The sequence below is a fragment of the Corynebacterium breve genome, from assembly GCF_030252165.1.
Classification (GTDB): Bacteria; Actinomycetota; Actinomycetes; order Mycobacteriales; family Mycobacteriaceae; genus Corynebacterium; species Corynebacterium breve.
The window spans coordinates 862,278-888,888 of sequence record NZ_CP126969.1; the positions used below are offsets into that span (position 1 = coordinate 862,278).

General features: G+C 57.5%; 23 protein-coding genes and 1 pseudogene. 13 read left to right on the forward strand and 11 right to left on the reverse strand.

Annotated elements, in window-relative coordinates; all coding sequences use genetic code 11:
• Positions 1-21: 21 nt before the first annotated feature.
• The 5 genes from narI to QP027_RS04300 are packed head-to-tail and all read right to left on the reverse strand — an operon-like array spanning position 22 to position 8,242.
• Positions 22-816: a respiratory nitrate reductase subunit gamma gene (gene narI, locus QP027_RS04280; protein ID WP_284826269.1), complete on the reverse strand. Its 795-nt coding sequence runs from the start codon at positions 814-816 to the stop codon at positions 22-24.
• A gap of 9 nt (positions 817-825) precedes the next feature.
• Positions 826-1,521 carry a nitrate reductase molybdenum cofactor assembly chaperone gene (narJ, locus tag QP027_RS04285; RefSeq protein WP_284826272.1) on the reverse strand — a complete coding sequence of 232 codons (696 nt, stop codon included), beginning with the start codon at positions 1,519-1,521 and terminating at the stop codon, positions 826-828.
• A 2-nt stretch (positions 1,522-1,523) separates the two neighbouring features.
• Entirely contained in the window at positions 1,524-3,119 is a 1,596-nt protein-coding gene (gene narH / locus QP027_RS04290) for a nitrate reductase subunit beta (protein ID WP_284826274.1), read from the reverse strand.
• Positions 3,119-6,847 (reverse strand): nitrate reductase subunit alpha, encoded by a 3,729-nt coding sequence (locus tag QP027_RS04295; protein ID WP_284826276.1) that lies wholly within the window; start codon positions 6,845-6,847, stop codon positions 3,119-3,121. The genes narH and QP027_RS04295 overlap by 1 nt, the downstream gene beginning before the upstream one ends.
• A gap of 57 nt (positions 6,848-6,904) precedes the next feature.
• Positions 6,905-8,242 carry an MFS transporter gene (locus QP027_RS04300; RefSeq protein ID WP_284826278.1) on the reverse strand — a complete coding sequence of 446 codons (1,338 nt, stop codon included), beginning with the start codon at positions 8,240-8,242 and terminating at the stop codon, positions 6,905-6,907.
• A gap of 211 nt (positions 8,243-8,453) precedes the next feature.
• Between QP027_RS04300 and QP027_RS04305 the strand changes: the two genes are divergently transcribed.
• Entirely contained in the window at positions 8,454-8,942 is a 489-nt protein-coding gene (locus QP027_RS04305) for a molybdopterin-binding protein (protein WP_284826280.1), read from the forward strand.
• Between the two features lie 3 nt (positions 8,943-8,945).
• Here the strand turns inward: QP027_RS04305 and mobA (QP027_RS04310) are convergent, their stop codons facing one another.
• The 6 genes and pseudogenes from mobA (QP027_RS04310) to QP027_RS04335 form a co-directional block, all read right to left on the reverse strand.
• On the reverse strand, positions 8,946-9,329 hold the full coding sequence (gene mobA, locus QP027_RS04310) for a molybdenum cofactor guanylyltransferase (RefSeq protein WP_284826282.1): 384 nt from the start codon (positions 9,327-9,329) through the stop codon (positions 8,946-8,948).
• Positions 9,235-9,519, reverse strand: coding sequence for a molybdenum cofactor guanylyltransferase (gene mobA, locus QP027_RS04315; RefSeq protein WP_349293179.1), 285 nt, complete (start codon positions 9,517-9,519; stop codon positions 9,235-9,237). Before mobA (QP027_RS04315) ends, mobA (QP027_RS04310) begins: the two co-directional genes overlap by 95 nt.
• Positions 9,516-9,992 carry a cyclic pyranopterin monophosphate synthase MoaC gene (gene moaC, locus QP027_RS04320; protein WP_284826283.1) on the reverse strand — a complete coding sequence of 159 codons (477 nt, stop codon included), beginning with the start codon at positions 9,990-9,992 and terminating at the stop codon, positions 9,516-9,518. The genes mobA (QP027_RS04315) and moaC overlap by 4 nt, the downstream gene beginning before the upstream one ends.
• A gap of 27 nt (positions 9,993-10,019) precedes the next feature.
• Positions 10,020-11,270 (reverse strand): molybdopterin molybdotransferase MoeA, encoded by a 1,251-nt coding sequence (locus QP027_RS04325; protein ID WP_284826285.1) that lies wholly within the window; start codon positions 11,268-11,270, stop codon positions 10,020-10,022.
• A gap of 9 nt (positions 11,271-11,279) precedes the next feature.
• Positions 11,280-12,413, reverse strand: coding sequence for a GTP 3',8-cyclase MoaA (gene moaA, locus QP027_RS04330; protein ID WP_284826287.1), 1,134 nt, complete (start codon positions 12,411-12,413; stop codon positions 11,280-11,282).
• A 61-nt stretch (positions 12,414-12,474) separates the two neighbouring features.
• Positions 12,475-14,210: pseudogene (locus QP027_RS04335) on the reverse strand (long-chain fatty-acid--CoA ligase).
• 309 nt (positions 14,211-14,519) lie between these two features.
• On the opposite strand from QP027_RS04335, the gene rho reads away from it, so the two are divergent.
• The 12 genes from rho to QP027_RS04395 all read left to right on the forward strand — a co-directional run bounded on the left by rho (position 14,520) and on the right by QP027_RS04395 (position 26,610).
• The gene (gene rho, locus QP027_RS04340; RefSeq protein WP_284826288.1) at positions 14,520-16,601 is read left to right on the forward strand and encodes a transcription termination factor Rho; all 2,082 of its coding nucleotides are present in this window, start codon (positions 14,520-14,522) and stop codon (positions 16,599-16,601) included.
• Complete coding sequence (gene prfA / locus QP027_RS04345) at positions 16,601-17,674, forward strand: peptide chain release factor 1 (RefSeq protein WP_284826289.1); 1,074 nt, start codon at positions 16,601-16,603, stop codon at positions 17,672-17,674. The genes rho and prfA overlap by 1 nt, the downstream gene beginning before the upstream one ends.
• On the forward strand, positions 17,643-18,518 hold the full coding sequence (gene prmC, locus QP027_RS04350) for a peptide chain release factor N(5)-glutamine methyltransferase (RefSeq protein ID WP_284826290.1): 876 nt from the start codon (positions 17,643-17,645) through the stop codon (positions 18,516-18,518). Before prfA ends, prmC begins: the two co-directional genes overlap by 32 nt.
• Before the next feature lie 30 nt (positions 18,519-18,548).
• On the forward strand, positions 18,549-19,208 hold the full coding sequence (locus tag QP027_RS04355; protein WP_284826292.1) for an L-threonylcarbamoyladenylate synthase: 660 nt from the start codon (positions 18,549-18,551) through the stop codon (positions 19,206-19,208).
• Positions 19,209-20,387, forward strand: a complete 1,179-nt coding sequence (locus QP027_RS04360) for a glycosyltransferase family 4 protein (RefSeq protein ID WP_284826294.1) — start codon at positions 19,209-19,211, stop codon at positions 20,385-20,387.
• Between the two features lie 33 nt (positions 20,388-20,420).
• Positions 20,421-20,864 carry a Cg1360 family ATP-synthase-associated protein gene (locus tag QP027_RS04365; RefSeq protein WP_284826296.1) on the forward strand — a complete coding sequence of 148 codons (444 nt, stop codon included), beginning with the start codon at positions 20,421-20,423 and terminating at the stop codon, positions 20,862-20,864.
• Between the two features lie 426 nt (positions 20,865-21,290).
• Positions 21,291-22,088, forward strand: coding sequence for a F0F1 ATP synthase subunit A (gene atpB / locus QP027_RS04370; protein ID WP_284826298.1), 798 nt, complete (start codon positions 21,291-21,293; stop codon positions 22,086-22,088).
• 109 nt (positions 22,089-22,197) lie between these two features.
• Positions 22,198-22,437 (forward strand): ATP synthase F0 subunit C, encoded by a 240-nt coding sequence (locus tag QP027_RS04375; protein ID WP_284826299.1) that lies wholly within the window; start codon positions 22,198-22,200, stop codon positions 22,435-22,437.
• Positions 22,438-22,488: 51 nt separating this feature from the next.
• Entirely contained in the window at positions 22,489-23,058 is a 570-nt protein-coding gene (locus tag QP027_RS04380; RefSeq protein ID WP_284826300.1) for a F0F1 ATP synthase subunit B, read from the forward strand.
• Between the two features lie 5 nt (positions 23,059-23,063).
• Positions 23,064-23,888, forward strand: coding sequence for a F0F1 ATP synthase subunit delta (locus tag QP027_RS04385; RefSeq protein WP_284826302.1), 825 nt, complete (start codon positions 23,064-23,066; stop codon positions 23,886-23,888).
• A gap of 23 nt (positions 23,889-23,911) precedes the next feature.
• The gene (gene atpA / locus QP027_RS04390) at positions 23,912-25,588 is read left to right on the forward strand and encodes a F0F1 ATP synthase subunit alpha (protein ID WP_284826921.1); all 1,677 of its coding nucleotides are present in this window, start codon (positions 23,912-23,914) and stop codon (positions 25,586-25,588) included.
• A gap of 47 nt (positions 25,589-25,635) precedes the next feature.
• Positions 25,636-26,610, forward strand: a complete 975-nt coding sequence (locus QP027_RS04395; protein WP_284826304.1) for a F0F1 ATP synthase subunit gamma — start codon at positions 25,636-25,638, stop codon at positions 26,608-26,610.
• Position 26,611: the final 1 nt, after the last annotated feature.

The window sequence follows — 26,611 nt, forward strand, 5'->3', positions numbered from 1 at the left end:
GGGTAGATGTATTTTGGTAGGTTAGGCTCCGCGTGACGGAGTTTGGTTGTGGATATCTAGCTGCTCAGTATGCGAGCGAATTGGTTCCCACGCCTGGTGTAGTTTGTTCGGAGTCGTGCGCGTGTCGCGAGAACGATACACAACATAGGGTCGCGAGACGTAGCCAACAGGCGCGGACATGGCGTGCACCAAGCGGGTGAATGGCCAAATGGCAATCAGGGTGAATCCTGCAATCACGTGTACCTTGAACTGCCACGGCGCATCCATCATCAGCTCAGGCTGAGGATTCAGGATGAACAACTGACGTAGCCACGGCGAGATGGTCTCGCGGTAGTCATAGCCGTGAGGCAAACCAGACGAAGCACCAAACACCTGCAGCGACACCGTGGCGAAGAAGCCAGACAGAATCGCGCCGGCGAGGAAGACGTACATGACCTTGTCCGACTTGGACGTCGCCAGGAATACGGAGCGGTTGACGATGCGGCGGTACAACAAGCCAATGAGTCCGAGCACGACCATGATGCCAGCGATGGTGCCGGGGATCGTGGCGATCCAGTGGTAGGCCGTATCAGAGATACCCATCGCGCGCGTCCAGCTCTTCGGAATAGCCAAGCCCATGATGTGGCCGATGATGACAAACATCATGCCCCAGTGGAACAGGGGCGACGAAAGCCGCAGGAGCTTGGACTCATAGATCTGAGATGAGTGGGTGGTCCAACCAAACTGGTCGGTACGCCAGCGCCAGAAGATGCCGACAAAGAAGGCGACTACAGCGAGCCAGGGGAATGCGACCCACAAGAATTCTTGAATGTTCATTGTTAGTCCTTAAACATGATCCGGTGTTGAAGTAGGAAACGGCAGGTGTTGAACGTCGATGCCTACCATCTCTGCCGGTGGCCCGGAACGGATGAGATCGACATAGCGGTCAATAGTGTCTTGATCGATTTTCGGCAAGGCCATACAAATCGCGATGATGACGTGATGGTAAATCGAATCGATTGCTTGCAATGCGGAACGAAGAACTTCGATGCCATCGCGGTGGCTGGAAATCATTTCCACCGCGCGGGCATGCGCCTCGCCTGAGGTCAGCGCGACTGCCTCCAGAACCACGCAGAGGTGATCCGGGAGCTCGTCGGAGATTTCCTCAAGTCCAAGTCCTTCTAACTGTTGGCGAAAAGCCAAGATGGCGGCGCCACGCTGACGAGTATCGCCCACAGCATAATACGAAAGGAAGAGTGAACAGCGACGACGCTGATCAAACGTTTCGACAAAGTGCATTTCAAGCGCGCGGGTGCCCATGGACTCTGCGCCGTCGAGGAACAAGCGAAAACGTTCAGCGATCTGAGCGGGAAGCTGATCCAATTGACCGCGCACGGTGCCAGCAAGATCCGCAAAGTTCTCATCGGGGTAGCGCAAAAGCAGGGAGCCGATCATGGCTACCACTTTGCGTTGGTCGTCGCTAAGCGCAACGGGCTTGATGAGTTCTTCTGGAACCATGCCGGTGTGAGTGCGAGTAGTCATGGCTAGTCCTTCTTCGGCGGGAACATCGAGTCAGGGCGATCGCCGGACCAGGACAACAGGCTTACCTTGCCACCTTCTCCATTGGATGCCTCAGTGTGGCAAGCTTCTGGAGCGCCTTCGCCCAAGTTCGGAAACGCATCCAGTGCCGAGGGATCGGTGCCGCCGAATGGGTCAAGGCTAGCGATACCACGGGGAGTCTCTGGAGACGCGGTTGGGATGACGTAGCGATCGTCGTACTTAGCAATCGCCAACAGCTTGTACATCTCCTGGATCTGCTGGCCGGTCATTCCAACGGCTTCGGCGATTTCTTCCCGGGTTTCATTGCCCAGATTGATATCGCGCATGTAGGAACGCATTGCTGCGAGACGACGAAGCGACAGCTCCACCGGAGCAGTGTCGCCCGCGGTGAACAGTCCTGCCAAGTACTCCAATGGGATACGCATGTTGGAGATCGCGGACAGCAAGATCTTGTGATCCTCACCGTCATTACCCGTGCGAGTCACCTGATCGACGATTGGCGATAGTGGCGGGATATACCAAACCATCGGCAGCGTGCGGTACTCGGGGTGGAGCGGCAGCGCGACACCGTAGGTGAAGATCAGATCGTAAATCGGAGATGCCTTGGCAGCATCCAGCCAGGAGTGCGGGATGCCAGCTGCGAGTGCCTCGCGGATCACTGCTGGGTCGTGAGGGTCGAGAAGGATGTCCTTTTGCGCCTGGTACAGGTCCTGCTCGTTCTCGGTTGCGGCTGCCTCGGCGACGCGGTCAGCGTCGTAAAGCAAGACGCCGAGGTAGCGTAAACGGCCCACACAGGTTTCGGAACACACGGTCGGCTGGCCGACCTCGATGCGTGGATAACAGAACGTACATTTCTCAGCCTTGCCGGACTTGTGGTTGAAGTAGACCTTCTTGTACGGGCAACCGGAGACGCACATGCGCCAGCCGCGGCATTGGTCCTGGTCAACCAAGACGATGCCGTCTTCCGCGCGCTTGTACATCGCGCCCGATGGGCAGGAAGAAACACACGTTGGGTTCAAGCAGTGCTCGCAGATACGAGGAAGATAAAACATGAACGATTCCTCGATTTCATGCGCCACTTCCATGTTCATCTGCTTGAGCACTGGATCTTCATCGAGAGTCTCGGTGGAACCACCCAAGTTGTCGTCCCAGTTGGAAGACCACTCGACCTTATTGATTGGCTTGCCCGTCAACTGCGACAGCGGTTGTGCGGTCGGCTGAGTCTTTTGGCCCTTTGGAGCGGACAGAAGTGCGTCATACTCATAGGTCCATGGCTCGTAGTAGTCCTTGATTGTCGGAAGCTTCGGGTTATGGAAGATCGTCGCGAGTTTCTTTAAACGTCCGCCAGCGCGTGGCTTGAGCTTGCCGCTGGAGGTGCGCTCCCAGCCACCTTCCCACTTGTCCTGATCTTCCCAACCTCGCGGGTAGCCGACGCCGGGGCGGGTTTCCACGTTGTTGAACCAAATGTATTCGGTACCTTGACGGTTGGTCCACGCCTGTTTACAAGTGACGGAACACGTATGGCATCCGATGCACTTGTCCAGGTTCATGACCATGGCGATTTGAGCCATAACTCTCATTAGTACTGCACCTCCTGGGAGCGGCGACGGATGCGAGTGACCTCGTCGCGGTTGTTTCCGGTTGGGCCGATGTAGTTGAAGTAGTAGGACAGGTGCCCGTACCCGCCCGCCACGTGAATAGGTTTGATCGTGATGCGCGTCAACGAGTTGTGGGTACCGCCGCGACGGCCGGACTTCTCATTCAATGGAGTACCGACGGTGCGCTCTTGGGCGTGGTTCATAATCACTGTGCCCTCAGGGATGCGGAACGAGACAATCGCGCGGGCAGAAACGACGCCGTTGCGGTTGTACAGTTCGACCCATTCGTTGTCCTTGACGCCGATCTTCTCTGCGTCCCTATCTGACATCCAGACGACCTGACCACCGCGAGAAACGGACAAGACGTGCAGGTTGTCAAAGTACTGCGAGTGAATCGACCACTTGTTGTGTGGGGTGAGGTAGCGCACGGTGATTTCTGGATTGCCGTCCTCGCCGCGTAGGAGCTCGCCCGGACGGGTTTCGCCATTCATCCGCATACGATCCATTGGCGGCTTAAACGTTGGTAGTTGCTCGCCGTAGTCAATGAACCAGTCATGGTCGAGGAAGTAGTGCATGCGGCCCGACAGGGTATTCCACGGCTTGCCCATCTTCAGGTTCAGCGAGAATGCGGTGTAGCGCTTGCCGTCGCGCTTGTCGCCTGACCACTCAGGGGAGGTGATGACCTCCTGCGGGCGCTCCTTGATCTCGTCCCAGTTGATGCGAACGTCTTCGGTGCCTTCCCAGAATTCGTGGGTATCGGTGCCCATGAGTTTGCCAAGGTTTTCAAAACCGTTCTTGGCAACCTCGCCGTTGGTCACACCGGACAAGTGCATGATCGTCTTCGCGGCCTTGATATCCGAGTTGATCGAAGGTCGTTGGCCAGCCGCGGTTTCAGTTGATCCGAGCATCGGGAACAGCTCGTCGACCTGCTTCGTGATATCGAATGGTGTGCCGTGCACGTTGGTGCCAGCCTTGGCGGCGAGCGGTCCGAACGTCATCCACTTTTCGTAGATCTTCGTGTAGTCACGCTCCACGGGAACCAGCGCCGCCATCGTTTGTCCAGGGACCAATCCGGTCTCCTTGACATCAGGGACCACGCCGTTGGCCATCAGAGGGTTGATCTCGTCAGGAGAGTCATGGTTCAAAGGCTTAGCGACGACGTCCGTCTGTGTTCCCAGCCACTTGCCGGCCATGCGCGAAAGCGCGTCGGACAGGTCGCGGAAGATTTCCCAGTCAGTGCGTGCTTCCCACGGAGGGTTAATGGCCTCGGAGAATGGGTGCATGAATGGGTGCATATCGGTCGAGGAGATGTCGTGCTTCTCGTACCACGTTGCCGCAGGCAAAACGATGTCGGAGACCAAGGTGGTGGACGTGTTGCGGAAGTCCGTGGTCATCATTAAGTCGAGCTTGCCCTGCGGTGCCTCGTCATGCCACTGGATAGTCGCGGGGCGTTCGCCTTCCTGGAGCTCTTCGGCAGAGACATCCGAATCGACGCCCAGCATGTGGCGCAGGAAGTATTCCGTGCCCTTGGCGGAGGAACCCATGAGGTTGGTGCGCCAGTTGAGCAGAATGCGTGGCCAGTTCTCCGGTGCATCGGGGTCTTCGGCTGCGAACTTCATGCTGCCGTTTTCCAGTTCGGAGACGATGTAGTCTTTGACATCCATACCCTTTTCGGCTGCTTCGTCGGCAAGCAGAAGCGGGTTGCGGTTGAACTGCGGGTAGGACGGCATCCAGCCGCGCTTCATTGCTTCGACGAGGGTCTCAGACAGTAGTTTGTCATCGGCCGAGCCGTAACGCGCCAATGGCGAGGCCATCCGCGACGCCTTGGAGTTGTCGTAGCGCCACTGCGAAGTAGTCAGGTAATAGAAGCCAGTGGTGATCATTTGACGTGGTGGGCGGCCCCAGTCGTTGCCAAAGGCGTACTGGCCCCAGCCGTTTTGTGGGCGGAGCTTTTCCTGACCCACGTAGTGCGCCCAGCCACCACCGTTCTTGCCCTGTGTGCCACACATGGAGGTCAGCGCAAGGAAAGTGCGGTAGATGGAGTCTGCGTTGACGTAGTGGTTTACGCCAGCGCCCATGATGATCTGCGATCGGCCTTCGGAATCCGCCGCGTTTTGCGCGAACTCGGTAGCGATGCGCTCCACCTGGGCGGTTGGTACACCGGTGCGCTCCTCAGCCCATGCAGGCGTGCCAACCTGGGAAGCATCGTTAAAGTCGGCAGGCCAGGTGCCAGGTAGGTTGAGTTCTTCACGGTTGACGCCGTAGTGCGCGAGCATCAGGTCGAACACGGTGGTGACCTTGTGGCCGTTGACCACGCGGTATGGCACACCACGGTGCACTACGCCGGCACCAATTGGACCATCAGAGTCAAGTGCTTCTTGCGACGCATCCATGTCGAAGCGTGGGAGGAGCAGCTCAGCAGTTTCAAAATCGCCGGTATCAGCCACCGACATGATCGGATCGACACCATCGTGGAACAGGTTCCACTTGCCCGGATCGGTCTTGTAGTGATCCGCCAGCGTGCCACCTGGGTCGACGATCTTTCCGTCGGCTTCCATGTTGAGCAGGCGGTAGTTTGCGTTGTCCGAGGAGGCCAGGGCTTCGTCGTCAAGCTTGTCTGCGGTGAGGAACTTGCCTGGGGTAAAGCGTCCGTCTTCCAGCTCGTCGAGTGCGACCAAGAATGGTGCGTCGGTGTACTTCTTCATGTAGTCGAGGAAGTACGGGGTCTTTTGGTCGACGTGGAACTTCTTCAAGATGACGTGACCCATGGCGAAGGCGAGAGCGCCATCGGAACCAGGGGAGAGGCGCATCCACTCGTCGGCGAACTTTGCAGCGTCGTTAAAGTCAGGGGCTACGACGACTACCTTGGTGCCCTTGTAACGGACCTCAGCCATAAAGTGTGAGTCCGGGGTACGGGTGACCGGGATATTGGAACCCCACATCATCAGGTAGGAGGAGTTGTACCAGTCGCCAGACTCAGGAACGTCGGTCTGATCGCCAAAGGTCTGAGGAGAAGCCGGAGGGAGATCGGCATACCAGTCGTAGAACGATAGCTGCATGCCGCCGATCAGACCAAGGAAGCGGGTGCCGGCGGCGTAGGACACCTGAGACATCGCCGGAATAACAGTAAAGCCCGCGATGCGGTCGGGACCCCACTGGCGGATCGTGTAGGTGTGCGCCGCTGCTGCCATCTCGATGGCCTCGGTGTATTGCACGCGAACAAGTCCACCCTTGCCGCGCTGCGAGACGTAGGCGCGGCGCTTCTCTGGATCCTCCTGGATCTCGCGCCACGCCAAAACGGGATCGCCGTGCTGTTTCTTCGCCGCGCGGTACATGTCCAAGAGAACACCGCGCACGTATGGGTAGCGGATGCGGGTAGGCGAGTATGTGTACCACGAGAAGGAAGCACCGCGAGGGCAGCCGCGGGGCTCGTACTCTGGCATGTCAGGCCCAGTGGTTGGATAGTCAACTGCCTGGGATTCCCAGGTGATTACGCCGTCTTTGACGTAGACCTTCCACGAACATGAGCCGGTGCAGTTGACGCCGTGCGTGGAGCGCACCATCTTGTCAAAGGCCCAGCGGTTGCGATAGAAGACATCGGCTTCGCGGCCTCCCTGGAGGAAGATTTGCTGACCCGACTCACTCACATCGGCTTTACGCACAAAGCCGCCGAGCTTAAACAGCGGGTTGTTTGAAGTCGCTGTAGTCATTTTCGGAGTTTCCCTTCGAAGAGAAGAAAGTTACGGACGAGGAGAAGTTGTGGAGTTTTATCCTGGGTAGGGCGCGCCGGGGCGGGTGTAGAAGACCCAGCACAAAACCGCGGCAATGGCGAAGAACACCACGCAGCCCCAGAAGAATGTTGCTGGCGCAATCATGGAAAGCAGTACACCAGCGATGAATGGGCCGAACGATCCCATCGCGCCGGTCCAGCCGATGACGCCACCGGCCTGGCGCTTCGGCAGAATCATCGGCATCTGCTTAAACGAGCCTGCGTTGACCAGACCTGCGAAGAACGACATGATCAGCATGAGCGTCCAGAACCAGGTGAAGTCGCTTGGCGAATCCGGGTTGAGGAACAGAGCCGCCGCGCCGGTAAACACAGCCATACCGATCAGGCCGATGAAGGTCCAGATTGCGCCGCCGAACTTGTCACACATCGGGCCCCACAAAGCGCGGGTCGCGGCGCCGATCAGGGGGAACCAGAACGCAATCTTTGCGGCGACAGGGAGTTCACTGGCGGCAAATTGGGTGGCCAGCTCAGATTTTGCGCCGAAGTTGTTTGTAATCAACAGGGCGAGCTGGGCCGAAAAACCGGCGAATCCGCCGAAGCCTGCGACGTAAATGACCGTCATGACCCAGGTGTTGACGTTTCCGAAGATATCGATCTGCTGACGGAAGTTTGCCTTGACGGGAACATCCTTCAAGACAAAGAAAGCGATGATCGCAAAAACAATGACAAATGGAATGAGAACACCGGCGGCATTTTGCAGCCAGATGTCCTTGCCGGTTTCTGCGTTGCGCTGCGCGGTGCCCAGGGAAATGAGCGGAATCGATGCGCCGATGATCCATGGAGTTGCCAACTGAATCGCAGACATACCCATGTTGGACAGGCCAGCTTGCAGACCCAGGGCGGTGCCGGACTTCGACTTAGGGAAGAAGTAGCCGGTGGAAGGCATAAATCCAGAGAAGACACCGCCGCCGATACCGGAGAGGAACGACAACGTCAGAAGCCAACCATACGGAGTCGAGGTATCTTGAACTGCGAAAAACCAACCGAACAGTGGGATCAGGAAGAGCAATGTCGACAGGCTGACCAGCTTGCGGGTACCCAAGATCGGTGGGAGGAACATCCAGATCAAGCGGAAGAGACCAGTAGAAAGACCTGGGATCGACGTGAGCCAGTAGAGCTGGGAGGCGGTGAGGTCGAAGCCGATATTATTGAGGATCGGTGCGATCGCCGAGACGAGGTACCAAGTGGTGAATCCGAAGAAGAGCGTGATGGTGGAAATCCATAGGGTCTTCCATGCAATGCCGGAATCCCACTTGTCAGGATCTTCCGGGTCCCAGCCGTGGAGCACACGTTGGGAGGTGTCTAGTTGCGTCATGGGGTGTCCTTAGAAAAGCGAGTTGGACGGATCTTTGAAGTTTGGAGTTCGGTATATCTGAACGCGCGTACTATTGATCATGTTAGTACTTAAACACACAGGTTACATGGTTTAAACCGGAAAAGAGCGTATTAAATATACGCATGGTTTTGTGATGTAAATATGTCAACGAATTACAGTGTCGCTATGAAATGCGAATTAGGAGTACCAAGTGGGAATTGACGATTCTCGTGCCCGAATCATTGTGGTTTCCGACCGTATTATTGCCGGAGAACGGGGGGACAAAGCCTCCCCCCGCGCCACCGAGATGCTCGAAAAAGCTGGCTTCAGGGTCGACCCACCAGTGATCGTCAACGAAGGCTACGACGCTGTAGCAGCAGCATTGAGCCAAGCGGTACGCGATCGCATACCGCTGATCATCACGTGCGGAGGCACGGGTGCCGGAGCGCGCAATCTCACTCCAGAAGCAACCGAGGAGCTCCTCGCAGTGCGTTTACAAGGACTTGAAACTCAGATTCTTTTCGAAGGCCTGAAAAATTCTCCCCAGGCAGGGCTATCCCGCGGGATCGTGGGACTGACATCGCGCGGGCCCGACGCCTCGCTCGTGGTCAATGCTCCAAGCTCTTCGGGAGGAGTACACGATTCCCTCGCTGTAATCCTCTCCGTGTGGCCCAACATCCAAGAAAAGTTGGGGCGCTAAAAGCTACAGCTGAACATCTCCCAGTTCGCTAAGCTCAGCAGCCGTGTCATAGTCTCTTTCGTCGCCGTTGCCCGCAATCTCTGCGACCGATTTGGCATGACGCAATAGGCTTTTCGCTGATTTGTCCCGCGGATCTCCCAACGCGTCTAGTGCCGCCAGTAGGGATGTCTTCCTCCACAGGGCACACAGCGGTTGCACAAAGCCATCGCTTGATCGCACTACAGCGCAATCGCTTGTCGACGACTCCACCGCCGAGTACAAGGCAGGCAGGAGACGTGCAGACCGAGGAGCATCAACGGATAGCACTGCGACGAAATCGGTGCTCAAACGAGAAACCCCGGCCGCGATACCAGCCACAGGGCCCCCGAACGGCGGATCTTCGCTCACCGACGGCGTTGTGTCGGGAAGATCCAGAGGAAAAGGGGGAGACCACTACTCGGGGAGTGCCCGGATCTAGCGAGTCAAGCATGATGTCCACTAAGCGCCGACCATTGAGCTTTACACGGGCCTTGTCGCTACCCATCCGGGTTGATTGGCCGCCCGCCAGGACGATCACACCACAGCGGGCAGACATCATTCTGGCAATTCCCGGGACCAGTCGCCGGATCGTCCGCCGGACTTAGCCACGATCCCCATGCGACGAATCACCGTGGAGCGATCCACGCCTTTGACCATGTCGATGATTGCTAAAGCAGCCACGGATACTGCCGTGAGCGCTTCCATTTCCACGCCGGTCCGATCCGCCGTGCGGACGGTCGCTTCGATGAACACATGGTCGTCGAAAAGCTCAAGATCAACGCTTGCGCCGTGCACCCCGATCGTGTGCGCCAGAGGCAGCAGATCAGGCACCTTCTTTGCAGCTGAGATGCCTGCGATTCGTGCGACAGCCAGCACATCACCTTTGGGGACGGTTCCTTCGTTAAGGGCTTGCATGACCTCGGGAGAACAGGCCACCTCGCCTTGAGCGGTTGCCGAGCGCACCGTGGGCGCCTTCTCGGTGACATCGACCATAAACGCCTGGCCGGATTCATTAAGGTGCGTGAACTTCACGATGACTTCTCCAAAGTGCTGTCAAAACTACGTGTGGGTTAACAATACGGTGACTTGATCACCGGTATGTCCAGGCGGGACAATCGCGAGCCCCTGCGTGTCGACGAGCGCGCCCACCAGGTGAGAACCGGGCCCGCGGGTGGTAAAAGGCGTAGCGGCTGCCGTTCCTCCTTCGAAACTGAGCCTCACGGGCACGACCAATGGCACGGGGCGGTGAGGGCGAGGGAAGTCTGGGGCCACTGTGGCAGAAAGCGAAGGGCGGCTTAGTACAGACTGTGGTGCCGGGCGTCCGCCGGCCGTGCGAATTAAAGGTGCGCCATAGAGATGGAATGAACTAAAGGCAGCAACGGGATTACCGGGTAGGCAAAGCAGCGCTGCACCATTCCATTCACCGGCTCCTTGTGGTGCTCCGGGGCGCTGCGCGACAGGTCCGAACCACATCGCGCTGGACGTGCTGGTGACGGCGCGGACCACGTCAAAGGCGCCCTCGGAAATTCCACCGGAGGTAATCACAATATCGGCGCGCCGGGAGGCTTGGTCGAGCACAGACCGAAATGCTTCCTCACTGTCTCCGGCATGGAACTCGAGGACCTTGTGAGCCCCGTTTGCATCAGCCAAGGCCGCAATCATCGGCCGGTTTGAATCGGCGATCTGAGTCTCGGTGGTATCTAGCGCAGTCTCGACAAGTTCCTCACCGGTTGAGATAACGGCAACGACGGGAGCGCGGAAGACATCGACTGTCTCGATGCCCATGGAAATGAATGCGGCCAAGGTACCGGAATCGATGCGATTGCCAGCTTGAGCGACAAGATCACCAATTGCCGTGGCGTCGCCGGCGCGGCGAATATGGTCACGTGCCTTGTCTGCATAGTGAACCACCACCTGACTGGGTAGCGGAGTAGGCCCACGGTCGATGTTGGTGTCTTCCACGGGAACAACGATCAAGCCGTCCCCGGGTGGTACCGGGGCACCTGTCATGATGCGAACGGCGCTACCAAAGGGAACAGAAATAGGGGAAGAACCTGCGGGAATATCGCCTGCAACAGGAAAGGTCCACGGACCGGCGCCTGTTAAGTCGGCTGCGTGCACCAAAAACCCATCCATGGCTGAGTTATCAAATGGAGGGAGCTGACGTTGAGCACGCACGTCAGTGGCCAAGACACACCCGACAGAATCGCGCAATCGCGCGCCTTGACTTATGGAACGCCGCGCCAGATGAAGCACTTGGGAAAGATGGTCGTCAATGGAGCGGGAAGTAACGTCATGAGTCGCTGACATGGGGAAGTCCTATCCGCCGATGGCTGACATCGGGCGATCCGGTTGGAGAAAGCCTTCGTCGTCAATGCCGTGGCCTGGCTTTTTTACCCACATGGCGCTAGCCCATGCAGTAGCCAACTCGTCATCGGTGGCACCTGCACGCATGAGGTCGCGCAGCGAGAGCTCGGCATCTTGAGCAGCGAACAGGCAGTTGCGAATCGCACCGTCGGTGGTGAGGCGAGTGCGGTCACAGTCGCCACAAAAGGGGTGCGTGACGCTTGCGATGATGCCGATGCGTCCGTGAAGGGAACCATCGGTGATGTTCCACAGCGCGGCTGGAGCAGAGCCACGAGGCTCAGAGGCAGGCGTGAGATCGAACTCGAAGCGCAACATCCGGAGAAGATCTTCGGCGGTGACCATGTCTGCTCGACCCCACTGATCGCGAGGGCCCAGCGGCATCTGTTCGATGAAACGAAGCTGAGCACCTGTCCGAAGTGCATAGCGGGTGAGATCGACAAGTCCATCTTCGTTGATCCCCGGCATCACCACGGCATTGAGCTTGACCGGGGCAAGCCCTGCGGCGATAGAAGCATCAATGGCGGCGAACACGTCATGGATACGGTCACGCCTAGTCAACGTTGCGTAGAGCTCCCGATCGACCGTGTCGAGGGAAATGTTGACGCGGTCGAGCCCGGCCTCGGCGAGTGCTGCGGCCTGACGAGCAAGCCCGAGTCCATTAGTGGTCAAGGCTGTTTGTGGGGAAAGCCCCTCGTCGGTGCGCAGAATCTTTGTGGCAGAGAGAATCTGTCCGAGGTTCTTGCGCAACAACGGTTCGCCACCGGTAAAGCGGACCTGCCGGATGCCGAGTTTTTCAACACCGATGCGGATGAGTCGAATCACTTCTTCGTCGTTAAGCGTTGCCTCGGTAGGGATCCACTCTAGGCCTTCTTCCGGCATGCAATAGGTACAGCGAAGATTGCAGCGATCGGTGAGGCTCACGCGAAGATCACGGGCTGTTCGACCGAAGCGGTCGACGAGTTTTCGCGTGCTGTCAGACCCGGGCAGCGGAAGATCATCCGGTACTTCGTAGCGCGGCTTATTGCCGGCTTGTGTGCGAACCGGGGTCAGTCGCAGGGGGATTCGAGATGCTTCGCGATCGGTCATGATTCTTCTATCCTACGAGACAAAGTCACCGCTGGCAGAATATCAACGAATAAGTCCGTGGTTAATTCTTGGTGTGGATCCCGCCATGATTACCAGGACCCTTGAGCGCAATAATTTCGAACTTGCCGTTGGCCAAGTGCTTGCGCAAATCCTTCTTATCGAACTTGCCCACCGAAGTCTTGTCGATGTGATCCACAAAAGTCCAGTACTCCGGAAGCATCCAGTTTGGAAGTTCCTTGCGAAGCTGGTCGCGAAGTTGCTCGGCGAGCTCGGTGGAAGGCTCGTAGTCCGGGTACAGCATCGTGATCGCCAAGGGACGCTCACCCCACTTTTCGTCGGGATAGCCGATGACAGCGCACTCGACAACCTGCGGAGACTCCATGATCAAGTTCTCCAGCTGGACAGAGTAGATCCACTCACCACCAGAGCGAATGACGTCGCGGGCGCGGTCGTAGAGCGTAAGGAAGCCATCCTCGGACACAGAACCCACATCGCCGGTGCGCAGCCAGCCATCCTTGGTGAACTTGTGGTTGGCATCCTCGACGGCCTTACCGCGGTACATGGACGCTGGCCCTTCGTTCTCCACGGCGGGTGAGTGATAGTAGCTCGCAGTGACACCATTGCCACGGACTTGAATCTCGCCTTGGTTGCGGTCTGTGGAACGAACGACTTTGCCGTCGTTGACCAGGCGATATTCAAGCGAAGGGGGAAGCGTCCCTGCGAAATGCGGTATGCCCAGCGCGCTTCGCCTGATGCACCCGACGGTGGACGCGCGACTGTGCCCACCGTGGTGGTTTCGGTCATGCCCCACACATGGATCACATCTACGCCGTAGCGCTCTTCCCATGTCTTAATCAGGGCCGGTGGTGCTGGCGAGCCACCGACGTAAATTTCGGTCAGGCTCATGCGCTCCGGAGGGCTGCTCATATAATGCAGCATCAATTGGATCCACAATGTTGGAACACCGTGGGCAACACGAGGGTGGGTTGCTGCGATGAGTTTTGCTAGCGATGGCGCAGAGACATCAGAATCCGGCAGAACCAATGGGGTACCGGACATGAAAGCAGCGAAAGGAACACTCCAGCTGAGCACGTGATAGATCGGGATGCAGCAGAGGAACGATTCGCCATGAGTGATCGCCAACGAATCGGTCGTGCGAAGTGACATCGACTGAAGCCAGATCGCGCGGTGGGAAAACGCCACAGCCTTTGGTGCGCCGGTAGTACCTGTGGAGTAACACATCGCAGCGGCGGTGTTCTCTGGCAGGGTGGGCCAGTCGTAGACAGTCGACTGGCCATCAAGAAGGGCCTCGTAGGAGTACAGCTTCACAGCGGAAGGGAAGTGGCCCATCATTTCCCCGATCGGGCTTACGCCAGTGACGACGACAGCGCGGACCTTCGGGCAGAGCTTCACAATGCCGGACAGTTGCTCAATCAAACGGGGGTCCACCACGATGACTTCAGACTCGGAATGTCGCACTATGTGGGCAATCTGGTCATCCATCAGCTGTTTATTCAGCGGGGTAAATACCGCACCCTTTGCAGATACACCAAACATGACCTCGAGATGTTCGGCGCAGTTATATAGCAGCGTTGCTACACGTTGGTCGTCGTCAATGCCCAATGTGTTTTCAAGAGCATGGGCAAAGGCAGCCGCTCGCGCACCAATTTCGGCGAATGTCGCTTCCTCGGCAGAAGAGGTACGCCACGTAGTGACCTTTGTAGAGCCGTGGACGGTGGAGCCATACTCCAAAATTCGTCCAATCGACAGAGGTAGGTCTTGCATGGTGGAGAGCATGAAATCTACTCTAGCGGTGTTCTGCATTTGGGGGTCAAGAACACACAACAAGACTCCATGCGTTACACTTATGCGCAAGATCGATGGGGACGTATCAATTTAGATTACGCGTTCCCGAGGACTACCTGCCCAAACTATTGGTGGGAGCCGGATCTTTCAGACACCTTATTGCTTTCCCCCTCTGGTGTGTTTAGACCGCCGTTTGGGTAGCGAAAGTAGTTTGACAACGCTCTTCTGACCTCAGTGCGCTTCCTGTGCGGGGGCAGGCGATCAATTCCACACGAAAGCTTCCAGTTTGAAGCGGCGACGATGTCGCGTACGTACTGGTCAAGCGACGAAAGGACCTCCGTGACCGAAACGGGCAATGCAGCAAACTCGGCTAACAATGCGGGCCAGGATCTGGCAACCCTGAAAATCCCTGAACTGCGCAAGATCGCAGCTGATAAGGGACTCAAAGGTGTCTCTGGCCTCCGCAAGGGCGAGCTGATCGAAGCGATCAAGACCGGAAAGATTCCTGCAAAGCAGGCTTCTGGTACCCCAGGCGAAGCCACCGCAGAAGATAATGGCAGGACTGCACCGCGTCGTGCCACTCGTCGCGCCACCTCAACCGCGAAGCCTCAGAAAGATACTGAGTCTAACGACGATTCGCAGAAGGCTGAGACTACCGCTCCTGCGGAAGTAGCTAACAACGCTTCCAAGACAGATTCTCCTGATAGCCGGGACAACAAGCCCGCGCAAGCTGCTGACTCCGAGGTCAAGGAATCGTCGCCTAGCGAACAAGACGAACAAGGGGAGCAGCGCTACGAGTCCCGCTCCGCGGCTCGCCGCGCACGTCGCAACCGCGCCCGCAATAACAATGACAATCGCGACAACTCCCGCGACGAGCAACGCGAAGACTCCCAGAGTGACAACCGCGATAACTCCCGCGACGATAATCGCGGTAGCAACCGCAACGACAACACCGACAAGCGGCAGAACTCCCAGGGCGACAACCGCAATGACAACCGCGATGGTGACAACGCAGGAGAGCGTGACGACGAGCGCGGCAACAATAACAGCAACAACCGCAGTAACAACCGCGACAACAACAACCGCGATGGTGGCGACGGCGGAGGCCGCCGCGGACGCCGCGGTCGTCGTAACCGTCGTGGACGCGACAACCGCGGTGGCGACAACCAAAATCAGAACCAGAATCAGAACCAAGATCTGGATCCGGAAGAGTTGCAGGAAGTCGCGGGCATCGTCGACATCGTTGACAACAACGCAGCGTTCGTCCGTACCACCGGCTACCGCGCAAACCCAGCCGATGTGTTTGTATCCAACCAGCTTGTGCGCCGCTTCGGCCTTCGCTCTGGTGACGCTATTATCGGCCAAGTCCGCCAAAACGGCCAAGGTCAGTCGCACGGCAGTGGACGTAATCGCCACCGCTACAACCAGCTGGTTCGCGTTGACTCCATCAACGGACTTGAGCCGGAGAAGTCAAAGGAACGCGTTGACTTCCACAAACTAACCCCGCTATACCCAAACCAGCGTCTGCGTCTTGAGACTGAGCCGAACATCCTCACCACTCGCGTCATCGATCTAGTCATGCCGATTGGTAAGGGGCAGCGTGCTCTTATCGTCTCGCCGCCAAAGGCCGGCAAGACGACGATTCTGCAGAACATTGCCAACGCGATTTCTACGAACAACCCTGAGTGCTACCTCATGGTCGTGCTCGTCGACGAACGCCCTGAAGAAGTCACTGACATGCAGCGTTCCGTCAAAGGCGAGGTGATCGCGTCTACTTTCGACCGTCCACCATCAGAGCACACTGCTGTTGCTGAGCTAGCTATTGAGCGAGCAAAGCGCCTTGTGGAAATGGGCCAGGATGTTGTGGTTCTGCTTGATTCGATCACCCGTCTGGGCCGCGCTTACAATAACTCGTCCCCAGCTTCGGGCCGCATTCTTTCCGGTGGTGTTGACTCCAACGCGCTGTACCCACCAAAGCGATTCCTAGGCGCTGCACGAAACATCGAAGATGGGGGCTCGCTGACCATTATCGCCACCGCGATGGTCGAGACGGGATCGGCCGGCGACACCGTGATCTTCGAGGAGTTCAAGGGCACCGGCAACGCTGAGCTCAAACTGGATCGCAAGATTTCCGAGCGTCGCGTTTTCCCGGCCGTCGACGTCAACCCGTCGGGTACCCGTAAGGACGAGCTCCTGCTGGTTCAGGAAGAAGCACGCATCATGCACAAACTGCGTCGCATTCTTTCCGCGCTAGATTCCCAGGCCGCGATTGATCTGCTGATTAAGCAGCTGAAGAAGACGAAGTCCAACGGTGAATTCCTGATGCAGGTTGCACAGAGCGCACCAATGGCCGCTGATACTGAACCAGAGGACTACATCTAATGGCTAGCGAAGTTTCACTTGTCGACGACTATGTCGCCGAATACCAAGGCATCCAGGCGCAGATGGCCGATCCAGCCATTGCTGGTGACCAGGATCAATTCCGCAAGCTGTCCAAGCGCTACTCGCAGATCCAGCCAATCATTAACGTGAACAACGCGTTGGTGCAGGCCCGCGAGGATCACGAGGCTGCCAGCGAGATGGCGCATGAGGATAAGGAGTTCGCCGAAGAAGCGACTCGCCTCGAAGCCGAAATCGTGCGGCTGGAAAGCGAGCTGGCTGATCTGCTCGCCCCACGCGATGAACACGACTCTGACGACGTGATCATGGAGATCAAAGCTGGCGCCGGCGGCGAGGAGGCAGCCCTATTCGCTGGCGACCTCGCGCGCATGTACCAGAAGTACTGTGAAAAGAACGATCTGGGCTGGGACGTCCTTGACCTTGCCGAATCCGATCTCAATGGCGTCAAGGACATGACCGTCGCGATCAAGGCAAAGACTCCGTCGCGCGATGGCGCGTGGTCCAAGCTCAAGTTCGAAGGCGGCGTGCACCGCGTGCAGCGCGTGCCCGTGACCGAATCCCAGGGCCGCATCCAGACCTCCGCTGCCGGTGTGCTCGTCTACCCAGAGCCTGAGGAGATTGAGACTGTAGATATCGACGAGAAAGATCTTCGCGTCGACGTTTACCGCTCGTCCGGCAAGGGCGGCCAGGGTGTGAACACCACAGACTCTGCCGTGCGTATTACTCACCTGCCCACAGGCATCGTAGTGACCTGTCAGAACGAGCGCTCCCAGATTCAAAACCGCGCCCGCGCGATGCAGGTCCTCCAGGCTCGTCTGGACCAGCTTGAGCGCGAGAAGGCCGAAGCTGAGGCCGCCGAAGGCCGCGCATCCCAGGTGCGCACGATGGACCGTTCCGAACGCATCCGTACCTACAACTGGCCAGAGAACCGCATCTCTGATCACCGCATCAACTACAAGGCCAATAACCTTGATGCGGTGCTCAACGGTGAAATGGACGATCTGATTACTGCATTGCAGGCCCATGAACGCGCTGAACGACTCGAAGCGGAATAGACTCCGTCAGCTTATCGACGATGCCACCGCCCGCCTCACCACGGCGGGGGTGGCATCGCCCGTTGTTGACGCTAAGATTCTCGCGGCCGAACTTCTTGACGTCCGGCCGTTGCAGCTGGGCTTATTGGACGACTTTCCAGATGATTTTCCCGCGCGTTATGAAACCTGGGTGACGCGCCGTGAGGCCCGCGAACCACTCCAGCACATCATCGGCTCAGCGCCATTCGGACCTCTCGACCTGTCCGTTGGCCCTGGGGTATTTATCCCGCGGCCAGAAACCGAAGTACTGGCGGAGTGGGCTGTTGGTCAGATCAAGCTTATCGACGAGCCCCTCGTCGTCGACCTTGGCACGGGAACTGGAGCGCTCGCGCTCTATATCGCGCATGCTCGGCCTGACGCGCGGGTGTTCGCAGTGGAGAAATCGGCCACGGCCCGCGCCTTTGCTGAGACCAATATGAAATCGACGGGGTCGTCGATAAGTATTGTGGCAGGAGACATGACGGACCCGCAGCTACTTGCGGAGTTCGACGGTGTGGTTGACCTCGTTGTATCGAACCCGCCGTACGTGCCGGAGACCAAAGACCTGGACGCCGAGGTCTATATCGACCCTCATGACGCGGTTTTTGCCGGTAACGATGGGATGACCGTGATCGAAGGGTTGGTGCCCGTTGCCTCCCGACTGTTGCGACCAGGCGGGGTAATCGGTATAGAACATGACGATGCGACTTCACAAGCGGTTCAAGATGTTGTTACTGCTCACGGCGGTTTCACCACACCGCAGGTAGTGAAAGATCTCGCCGGCCGTGACCGATTTGTTGTTGCGGGTAAGCTTGCACAGGAATAACAACCAACGAGGATGGGAGACACGCCGGTCATGGTGAGCAAAATCTACAACTGTCTCGACCCGCAGGGCCGCGAAGATGGCATCAAAGCCGCAGCAGAGGCGGCGCGGGCTGGGCGAACCGTGGTGCTTCCCACCGACACGGTCTATGGCATTGGTTGCGACGCTTTCAATAACGATGCGGTAGCAAGCCTACTGGCGACGAAGCGTCGCGGCCCCGACATGCCTGTCCCAGTCCTCGTGGGGTCATGGGACACCATCCAAGGCCTCGTGCGCGAGTTCACCGATACTGCTCGGACTCTCGTCGAAGGATTTTGGCCGGGCGGCCTGTCCATCGTTGTACCTGAGGCGCCGTCACTGCCGTGGAACCTTGGAGACACCCGTGGCACCGTCATGTTGCGTATGCCATTACAGCCTGTAGCGATCGAGCTTTTGCGCGAGGTAGGCCCGATGGCGGTATCAAGTGCGAACATTTCTGGCAAGCAGCCACCGACCACTGCTGTGGGCGCGAAGCAACAGCTCGGTTCGGCAGTCGCGGTGTATTTGGACGGGGGAGAGTCTTCCATCGGCGAGCCTTCCACGATCATCGACATTTCTGGTCCTGAACCAGTGATCTTGCGCGAGGGGGCCATTTCTGCCGAACGGATCGGTGAAGTGCTGAACCTCCCAGCGGAGCAATTGCGGAGGAAATAATTGTCTGGCGCCGGCGTACCGCTGCGCGAGCTGGGCATTGTTCTGCTTGTCGCTGCCGCGATCACTTACCTCGCTACCGGACCCGTGCGTTCGCTCTTAGTGCGCACGGGGCGGGTAGCAGAGATTCGCAAACGTGATGTGCACACTCAGCCGACCCCGAGCCTGGGTGGAGTAGCGATGTTTTCTGGCTTCGTGGCCGCGATATTCCTGGCTGACCAACTTCCAGCGCTCACACGAGGGTTTGCACCCGTAACTCCAGAAATGACGGCGGTTGTGTGGGGAGCTTTTGCAATTGTGGTTGTCGGAGTGATCGATGACCTTTACGAGCTAGGTGCGTTAACTAAGCTCATTGGGCAAATCCTGGCGGCGGTCCTCATGAGCACGATGGGTTTATCGTTCACGCTCATGTATGTGCCATTCCAGGGAGGCACGACGCTGCTGCTCGACCAAGTCCAAGGGAGCCTGCTGGCAAGTGTCTTCACGGTGTTGCTGATCAATGCGATCAATTTCGTCGATGGAATCGATGGTTTAGCTGCAGGACTCGGAATGATCGCTGGGGGAGCGATCCTCGTTTTCTCGCTTACAGTGCTGCACGACCAAGGCGGGGCTGTGTCCGCCTATCCGCCGGCCATCATCTGCGCGGCACTGGTCGGGATTTGCTTGGGTTTCTTGCCACACAACTTTGATCCCTCGCGCATTTTCATGGGTGACTCCGGAGCCATGCTCATCGGGCTTTTGCTGGCAGCGGCGAGTATCTCTGCGTCGGGCAAAATTAACATGTCGCTGTACGGCACCGCTGATGTTGTCGCACTCATGAGCCCAATCATCGTCGTGGCCGCGGCGATCGCGCTGCCTGTACTTGACCTAATCATGGCGGTGATTCGTCGCGTGTCCCAGGGAAAAAGCCCGTTCGCAGCGGACCGCCAGCACATTCATCATCGTCTTTTGGCGTTGGGCCACACGCATCGTCGTACAGTCTTGGTGTTGTACCTCTGGGTTTCGGCAGTTGCTTTCGGCGCCGTGAGTTTTTCGATCTTCCCAGCCAAATTCGCGGTGGCGCTTTCAATCGTGCTGCTTGTATTTGCGGCAGTTGCTACCGCAGTGCCTGCGCTGCGAGGCAAGATTGGGCCTCAACCACCGCAGCCCACAGTGATTGTGCATTCGGCTGATCCAAGGTAGGTAGCCAGTTGGCCGTTCTGTAGGATCACCTCCGTGACTAGTTCTGTAAACGGCGTGAATGAGCCAAACGAGATCGACTACGAAGACCCAAAGCGCCCGCTATTGCGGGCACTCAAGCTGGGGGCGTGGGCCCTGGTCATCTTGACGGTAGCGTCGCTGGCCCTGTGGGGAGGCTTGCGTGATCTCCCAGGGATCTGGGGTGTGCTGATCGGTGCCGCCATCGGTGGAGGTTTTGTACTTTTCACGGTGATATCGGTGCTGCTCACCGCTAACACCACTCCAGCAACCACCCTGGCAGTGGTGCTCGGAGGGTGGTTGGTCAAGATTCTAGTCTTGATTCTTATCCTGGCATGGCTACGAGACATGGACTTTTATGATCAAGCGGCGCTGGGCGTGACGACGATCGTCGCACTGATTGTTGTACTTGCAACTGAAGTCTGGGGGGCTATTACCACCAGGGTCACGTATGTCAGTTGATGAATGGTTACCTACAGAAAGGCCACGTTGCGCTTGTCGCGACGTGGCTTTTTGTCTGATATCAACACATAATCGCCCCCGACTGGGTGTAGTGTGACGGGCGCTACAGTGTGGTAAATATGCGAAATACCTGCCAAGTTCTTCGAAATAGGAACCTTAGGTTGGAAAGCGAACAATGAATCGACACCCTCGAGACGTGACTTTTCGCTCCGACTGATAGGCTATTTGCGGGTTACTAAGGTGGAACTTCGCTTCAGAAATGTGGTGGGGGACTACCGAAGAACATCCCCTGCCACCGCGGACGCTGATGTGCGACGGAGTCCGCCGCGGGGGCAGACGATTTGAAGACGTCCATCGCACCGCACCGCACAAAAGGCGGGTGCGGCCCGAGAACGGGAGAGAACGCTGAGCGTTATTAATTTGGCCATGAAGGGTGAATTTCACGCACCCGAACTGGACCCAGAATTTTTCCCGGGGCAATACTATGGCGACATCATCGGGGAAGACTTCCTCGGTGGCGTGTTCGCATTGGATCGCATCATGATTGTCCGCCTTTTGGTGGCAGCCATCGTTGTGATCCTTTTTGTTCTTGCTTTTAGGAAGCCACAGTTGGTTCCTAAGGGTCTGCAGAACTTAGGTGAAATTGCCGTTGACTTTGTGAGGGTACACATTGCCGAGGACATCCTGGGCAAGAAGGACGGAAAGCGATTCCTCCCGGTAATCGCTACCTTGTTCTTCACCATCCTCTTTATGAACGTTGCGACGATCATTCCGTTCCTCAACATCTCGCCAAACGCACGTATCGGTGCGCCGATTGTGTTTGCGATTGTTGGTTACATCACGATGATCTACGCCGGAGCTCAGCGCTACGGCCTTGGCAAGTACATCAAGTCTTCGGTGGTAATTCCGAACCTGCCTCCACTTCTTCACTTGCTGGTGGTACCGATCGAGTTTTTCTCGACGTTTATCCTGCGCCCGGTCACCTTGGCACTTCGTCTTATGGCGAACTTCCTGGCGGGTCACATCATTCTGGTCCTTCTTTACTCTGCGACGAACTTCTTCTTCTTCCAGTTCAACGCATGGACCGGTCTATCGGCTCTGACCATTGTCGCAGCGGTTCTGTTCACCGTGTACGAGCTCATTGTTATCTTCCTGCAGGCATACATCTTTGCCCTGCTGGTGGCCGTGTACATTGAGCTTTCTCTGCATGCAGATTCGCATTAACAAACGCGTTCACGCGCGGCCAAACTAAATACCCCACAACAATTCGTCACTCAGTCCGAATGAACATCTAGAAAAACTTTCGGACTACTAGAAAGGGAACGACTTTCACATGAACGAGATCATCCTGGCACAGGCTACTGAATCCACCGTTTCGGGCCTTGGCGCTATCGGCTACGGCATCGCAACCATCGGCCCAGGCCTCGGCATCGGCATCCTGGTTGGCAAGACCGTTGAGGGCATGGCACGTCAGCCTGAAATGGCTGGCCAGCTGCGTACCACCATGTTCCTGGGTATTGCATTCGTTGAGGCACTTGCCCTCATCGGCCTGGTTGCAGGCTTCCTGTTCTAAAAAGAACTCCACTAAACCCGGAATTAACTTTTTAAGAAACAGGAGCAACCTATGACGAACGTCATTTATTACCTTGCGGCGGAGGCCGAGACGTTGCCACTCGAGGGCGGCAACTCCATCCTCTTGCCGAAGGCGTACGACATCGTCTGGTCTGCCGTCGTATTCATCGTCATTTTCCTGATCATGTGGAAGTACGTTCTTCCGCGTTTCAGCGACATGATGACCGAGCGCGAAGACCGGATCAAGGGTGGCATTGAGCGCGCTCAAGCCGCTCAGGCTGAAGCCAAGGCTGCCCTGGAAAAGAACAACGCACAGCTCGCAGAAGCACGTGCAGAAGCTGCTGAGATCCGCGAAGCTGCCCGCGAAAAGGGCAAGCAGATCCAGGCAGAAATGCGCGAGGAAGCAGAAGCAGAGTCTCGTCGTATCGTTGAAGCTGGAGAGAAGCAGCTTGCAGCAAACCGCGATCAGGTTGTTGCAGAACTGCGCTCCGAACTCGGACAGAACTCGATCAACCTTGCAGAACAGCTGCTTGGTACTGAGCTTTCGGATAACACCCGTCGCTCTGGCACGATCGATTCCTTCCTGTCTGAGCTCGACAACGTCTCCCCGGCAGGAAAGTAGGCGAGATGCGAGCAGCAAGTCGCGAAGCACTAGCACAGGTCGCCGAGCACCTCGACGGAATGCTCCGCAACGCGGACAACGTCGTGGCATTGGCAGCACAGACTGGCACAGAGATTTTTGACACCGTAGAGGCACTCGACGCAGATCGCGCACTGCGCATCGCTGTGGCTGAGTCCTCCTGGCAGCCTACACAGCGTGTAGGCGTCATGGAGCAAATCTTCGGTGGCAAGGTTGCAGACAGCACCCTTGAGGTACTGCGCGCAGCCGCCGAGCGCTACTGGTCCACGCCGCGCGAGATGCGCACTGGACTCGTCGCACTTGGTCGACGTGCTCTTCTGCGCGGTGCCGAAGCGCAGGGCCAATTGTGGCAGGTTGAAGAAGAACTCTTCCAGCTGTCACGCGTCTTGGACCGCGAAGGTGAGCTCACGCAGCTGCTGTCCGATCGCACAGAAACCGCAGAGCGCAAGCGTGGCCTTTTGGCTTCCGTGCTCTACGGCAAGGTAACCCCGATTACCGAAACACTGGCTCAGCAGGTCATTGGCCGACCTGAGCACAATCCTGCAGGCGACATGAAGTCTCTGGCAGCTGAGGCAGCAGCCTTAAGCGGTCGCCAGGTCGCACACGTCGTTTCCGCAGGTGAACTGAACGAAGGACAGCGGACGGCAGTGGCCGAGAAGCTGGGACGCATTTACGGTCAAGAGATGTCTATTCACGCCGAGGTTGACCCCAGCCTCCTTGGTGGAATGATCATCCGCGTAGGTGACGAGCTAATCGACGGATCGACACGTGGCAAGCTCACGCGTCTCCGCGACAACCTTGTGACCAACTAACTAGACCGAATGAATTGAAGAATATGCTGGAAGAATCTACCGAGAGCAGGAAGAACATGGCGGAGCTGACGATCTCCTCCGATGAGATCCGTAGCGCGATAGCGAACTACACCTCGAGCTACTCCGCGGAGGCCTCCCGTGAGGAGGTCGGCGTGGTCATTTCGGCAGCAGACGGTATTGCCCAGGTTTCCGGGCTACCAGGCTGCATGGCGAATGAGCTGCTCGAGTTCCCAGGCGGCGTTATTGGCGTCGCACAGAACCTTGACACCGATTCCATCGGCGTCGTGGTCCTGGGTAACTTCGAGACCCTTTCCGAGGGCGATGAGGTTAAGCGGACTGGAGAAGTTTTGTCCATCCCGGTCGGGGAGAATTTCCTCGGCCGAGTAATCAACCCACTGGGTCAGCCAGTTGACGGCTTGGGCCCAATCGAAGCAAACGAAGAGCGTGCGCTGGAGCTTCAGGCTGCAGGCGTTCTTGACCGCCAGCCGGTCGAAGAACCAATGCAGACTGGCATCAAGGCTATCGACGCGATGACCCCGATCGGCCGTGGCCAGCGCCAGCTGATCATTGGTGACCGTAAGACTGGTAAGACCGCGGTTTGTATCGACACCATTTTGAACCAGAAGGCGAACTGGGAGTCCGGTGACCCAAGCAAGCAGGTGCGATGCATCTACGTTGCTGTCGGTCAGAAGGGTTCCACCATCGCTGGTGTTCGAAAGACCCTGGAAGAGGCAGGTGCCCTGGATTACACCACCATCGTGGCAGCTCCAGCGTCTGACTCCGCGGGCTTCAAGTGGCTGGCACCATTCTCCGGTGCAGCGCTTGGCCAGCACTGGATGTACCAGGGCAAGCACGTCCTGGTCATCTTTGACGACCTGACCAAGCAGGCTGAGGCATACCGCGCAATTTCCTTGCTGCTGCGCCGCCCGCCAGGTCGCGAAGCTTACCCAGGCGACGTGTTCTACCTGCACTCCCGTCTTCTCGAGCGTGCTGCAAAGCTTAACGACGAGCTTGGTGCTGGTTCCCTGACCGCTCTGCCGATCATTGAAACCAAGGCGAATGACGTCGGTGCCTTCATTCCGACCAACGTTATTTCCATTACTGACGGCCAGTGCTTCCTGCAGTCTGACCTCTTCAACCAGGGTGTCCGTCCTGCTATCGACGTGGGTATTTCCGTTTCCCGTGTTGGTGGTGCCGCACAGACTAAGGGCATGAAGAAAGTTGCCGGCAACCTGCGTCTTGACCTTGCTGCATTCCGTGATCTCGAGGCGTTCGCTGCCTTCGCTTCCGACCTTGACGCTGCATCCAAGTCGCAGCTTGAGCGTGGTCAGCGATTGGTCGAGCTGCTGAAGCAGCCAGAGAACTCGCCACAGCCAGTCGAGTACCAGATCGTCTCGATCTTCCTCGCCAACGAGGGCGGCTTCGACGTCGTTCCCGTCGAGGACGTCCGTCGCTACGAGGCAGATTTCCAGGAGCACCTGAAGTCTGTTTCCCCAGAGGTTTACGAGCAGATCGCAGGCGGCGCAGTGCTGTCTGACGAGTCCAAGGAAACTGTCCTGAAGCAGAACGAAGAGTTTGCAAAGGGCTTCCAGACCACTTCCGGCGAGCGCGTTGTTCGTGAGCCAGAAGCTGAGGCGCTCGACGAGGCAGATGTCTCGAAGACTCAACTCTCCGTCCAGCGTAAGACTGTAAGCAACTAAGTACCTGTTACTCACCGTCTATACAAAGGAAGGGAGGAGAGTAAACCATGGCAACACTTCGCGAATTGCGTGACCGAATCCGGTCCGTTAACTCTACGAAGAAGATTACAAAGGCCCAGGAGCTGATCGCGACCTCGCGAATCACCAAGGCCAAGCAGCGCGTGGAGGCATCTTTGCCTTACGCGACTGAACTGCAAGACGTCATGGAGCGGCTTGCTGCCGCTAGCTCCCTGGATCATCCAATGCTCCGCGAGCGTGAGGATGGCAAGGTCGCAGCTGTACTCGTGGTCACCTCTGACCGCGGCATGGCCGGCGGCTACAACCACAACGTTTTGAAGAAGGCTGCAGAGCTGGAGAAGCTCCTTGAGTCCAATGGCTACGACGTCGTTCGTTATGTCACTGGCAGCAAGGGTGTTACCCACTTTAAGTTCCGTAGCATGGACGTTGCGGGTTCATGGACCGGTTGGTCCCAGGACCCATCGTGGGAAGCTACTCACGATGTGCGTCGCCACATGATCGATGGGTTCCAAGCGAGCTCCAACGGTGAAGCCAAGTGGCGCGAAGGCTTGTCCGGTGCTGAAGGCGCATCTGTTCGAGGATTCGACCAGGTGCACGTCGTCTACACCAAGTTCGTGTCGATGCTCACCCAGGAAGCATCTGTTCAGCAGCTGCTTCCAATCGAGCCTGTCTTCGAAGACGTCGATGTCCGCCAGGAATCTATGCTGGAATCTTCCGGCGAGCCGGCGGCAGACATGAGCTTCGAGCCAGACCCTGACACGCTTCTGACCGAGCTTTTGCCTACGTACGTGTCAAGGACCTTGTACTCGATTTTCTTGGAATCGTCTGCAAGTGAGTCTGCGTCACGACGCACGGCTATGAAGGCGGCAACGGATAACGCCACGGACTTGGTTAATGTCTTGTCCCGTGAAGCTAACCAAGCCCGCCAGGCAAAAATCACCCAGGAAATCACCGAGATTGTGGGCGGCGCTGGTGCGCTGTCCGATAGCGGAGAAAGTGACTAAA

Excerpts from the sequence above, each read along its gene's own strand:
- atpB (WP_284826298.1), top strand. The coding sequence starts at position 21,291 with ATGAAGGGTGAATTTCACGCACCCGAACTGGACCCAGAATTTTTCCCG.
- rho (WP_284826288.1), top strand. The coding sequence starts at position 14,520 with ATGTCGCGTACGTACTGGTCAAGCGACGAAAGGACCTCCGTGACCGAA.
- prfA (WP_284826289.1), top strand. The coding sequence starts at position 16,601 with ATGGCTAGCGAAGTTTCACTTGTCGACGACTATGTCGCCGAATACCAA.
- QP027_RS04355 (WP_284826292.1), top strand. The coding sequence starts at position 18,549 with ATGGTGAGCAAAATCTACAACTGTCTCGACCCGCAGGGCCGCGAAGAT.
- QP027_RS04385 (WP_284826302.1), top strand. The coding sequence starts at position 23,064 with ATGCGAGCAGCAAGTCGCGAAGCACTAGCACAGGTCGCCGAGCACCTC.
- narH (WP_284826274.1), bottom strand. The coding sequence starts at position 3,119 with ATGAGAGTTATGGCTCAAATCGCCATGGTCATGAACCTGGACAAGTGC.
- QP027_RS04375 (WP_284826299.1), top strand. The coding sequence starts at position 22,198 with ATGAACGAGATCATCCTGGCACAGGCTACTGAATCCACCGTTTCGGGC.
- QP027_RS04295 (WP_284826276.1), bottom strand. The coding sequence starts at position 6,847 with ATGACTACAGCGACTTCAAACAACCCGCTGTTTAAGCTCGGCGGCTTT.
- QP027_RS04395 (WP_284826304.1), top strand. The coding sequence starts at position 25,636 with ATGGCAACACTTCGCGAATTGCGTGACCGAATCCGGTCCGTTAACTCT.
- QP027_RS04300 (WP_284826278.1), bottom strand. The coding sequence starts at position 8,242 with ATGACGCAACTAGACACCTCCCAACGTGTGCTCCACGGCTGGGACCCG.
- moaA (WP_284826287.1), bottom strand. The coding sequence starts at position 12,413 with ATGACCGATCGCGAAGCATCTCGAATCCCCCTGCGACTGACCCCGGTT.
- prmC (WP_284826290.1), top strand. The coding sequence starts at position 17,643 with ATGAACGCGCTGAACGACTCGAAGCGGAATAGACTCCGTCAGCTTATC.
- QP027_RS04380 (WP_284826300.1), top strand. The coding sequence starts at position 22,489 with ATGACGAACGTCATTTATTACCTTGCGGCGGAGGCCGAGACGTTGCCA.
- narJ (WP_284826272.1), bottom strand. The coding sequence starts at position 1,521 with ATGACTACTCGCACTCACACCGGCATGGTTCCAGAAGAACTCATCAAG.
- atpA (WP_284826921.1), top strand. The coding sequence starts at position 23,912 with ATGCTGGAAGAATCTACCGAGAGCAGGAAGAACATGGCGGAGCTGACG.
- QP027_RS04325 (WP_284826285.1), bottom strand. The coding sequence starts at position 11,270 with ATGTCAGCGACTCATGACGTTACTTCCCGCTCCATTGACGACCATCTT.
- narI (WP_284826269.1), bottom strand. The coding sequence starts at position 816 with ATGAACATTCAAGAATTCTTGTGGGTCGCATTCCCCTGGCTCGCTGTA.
- mobA (WP_349293179.1), bottom strand. The coding sequence starts at position 9,519 with ATGATGTCTGCCCGCTGTGGTGTGATCGTCCTGGCGGGCGGCCAATCA.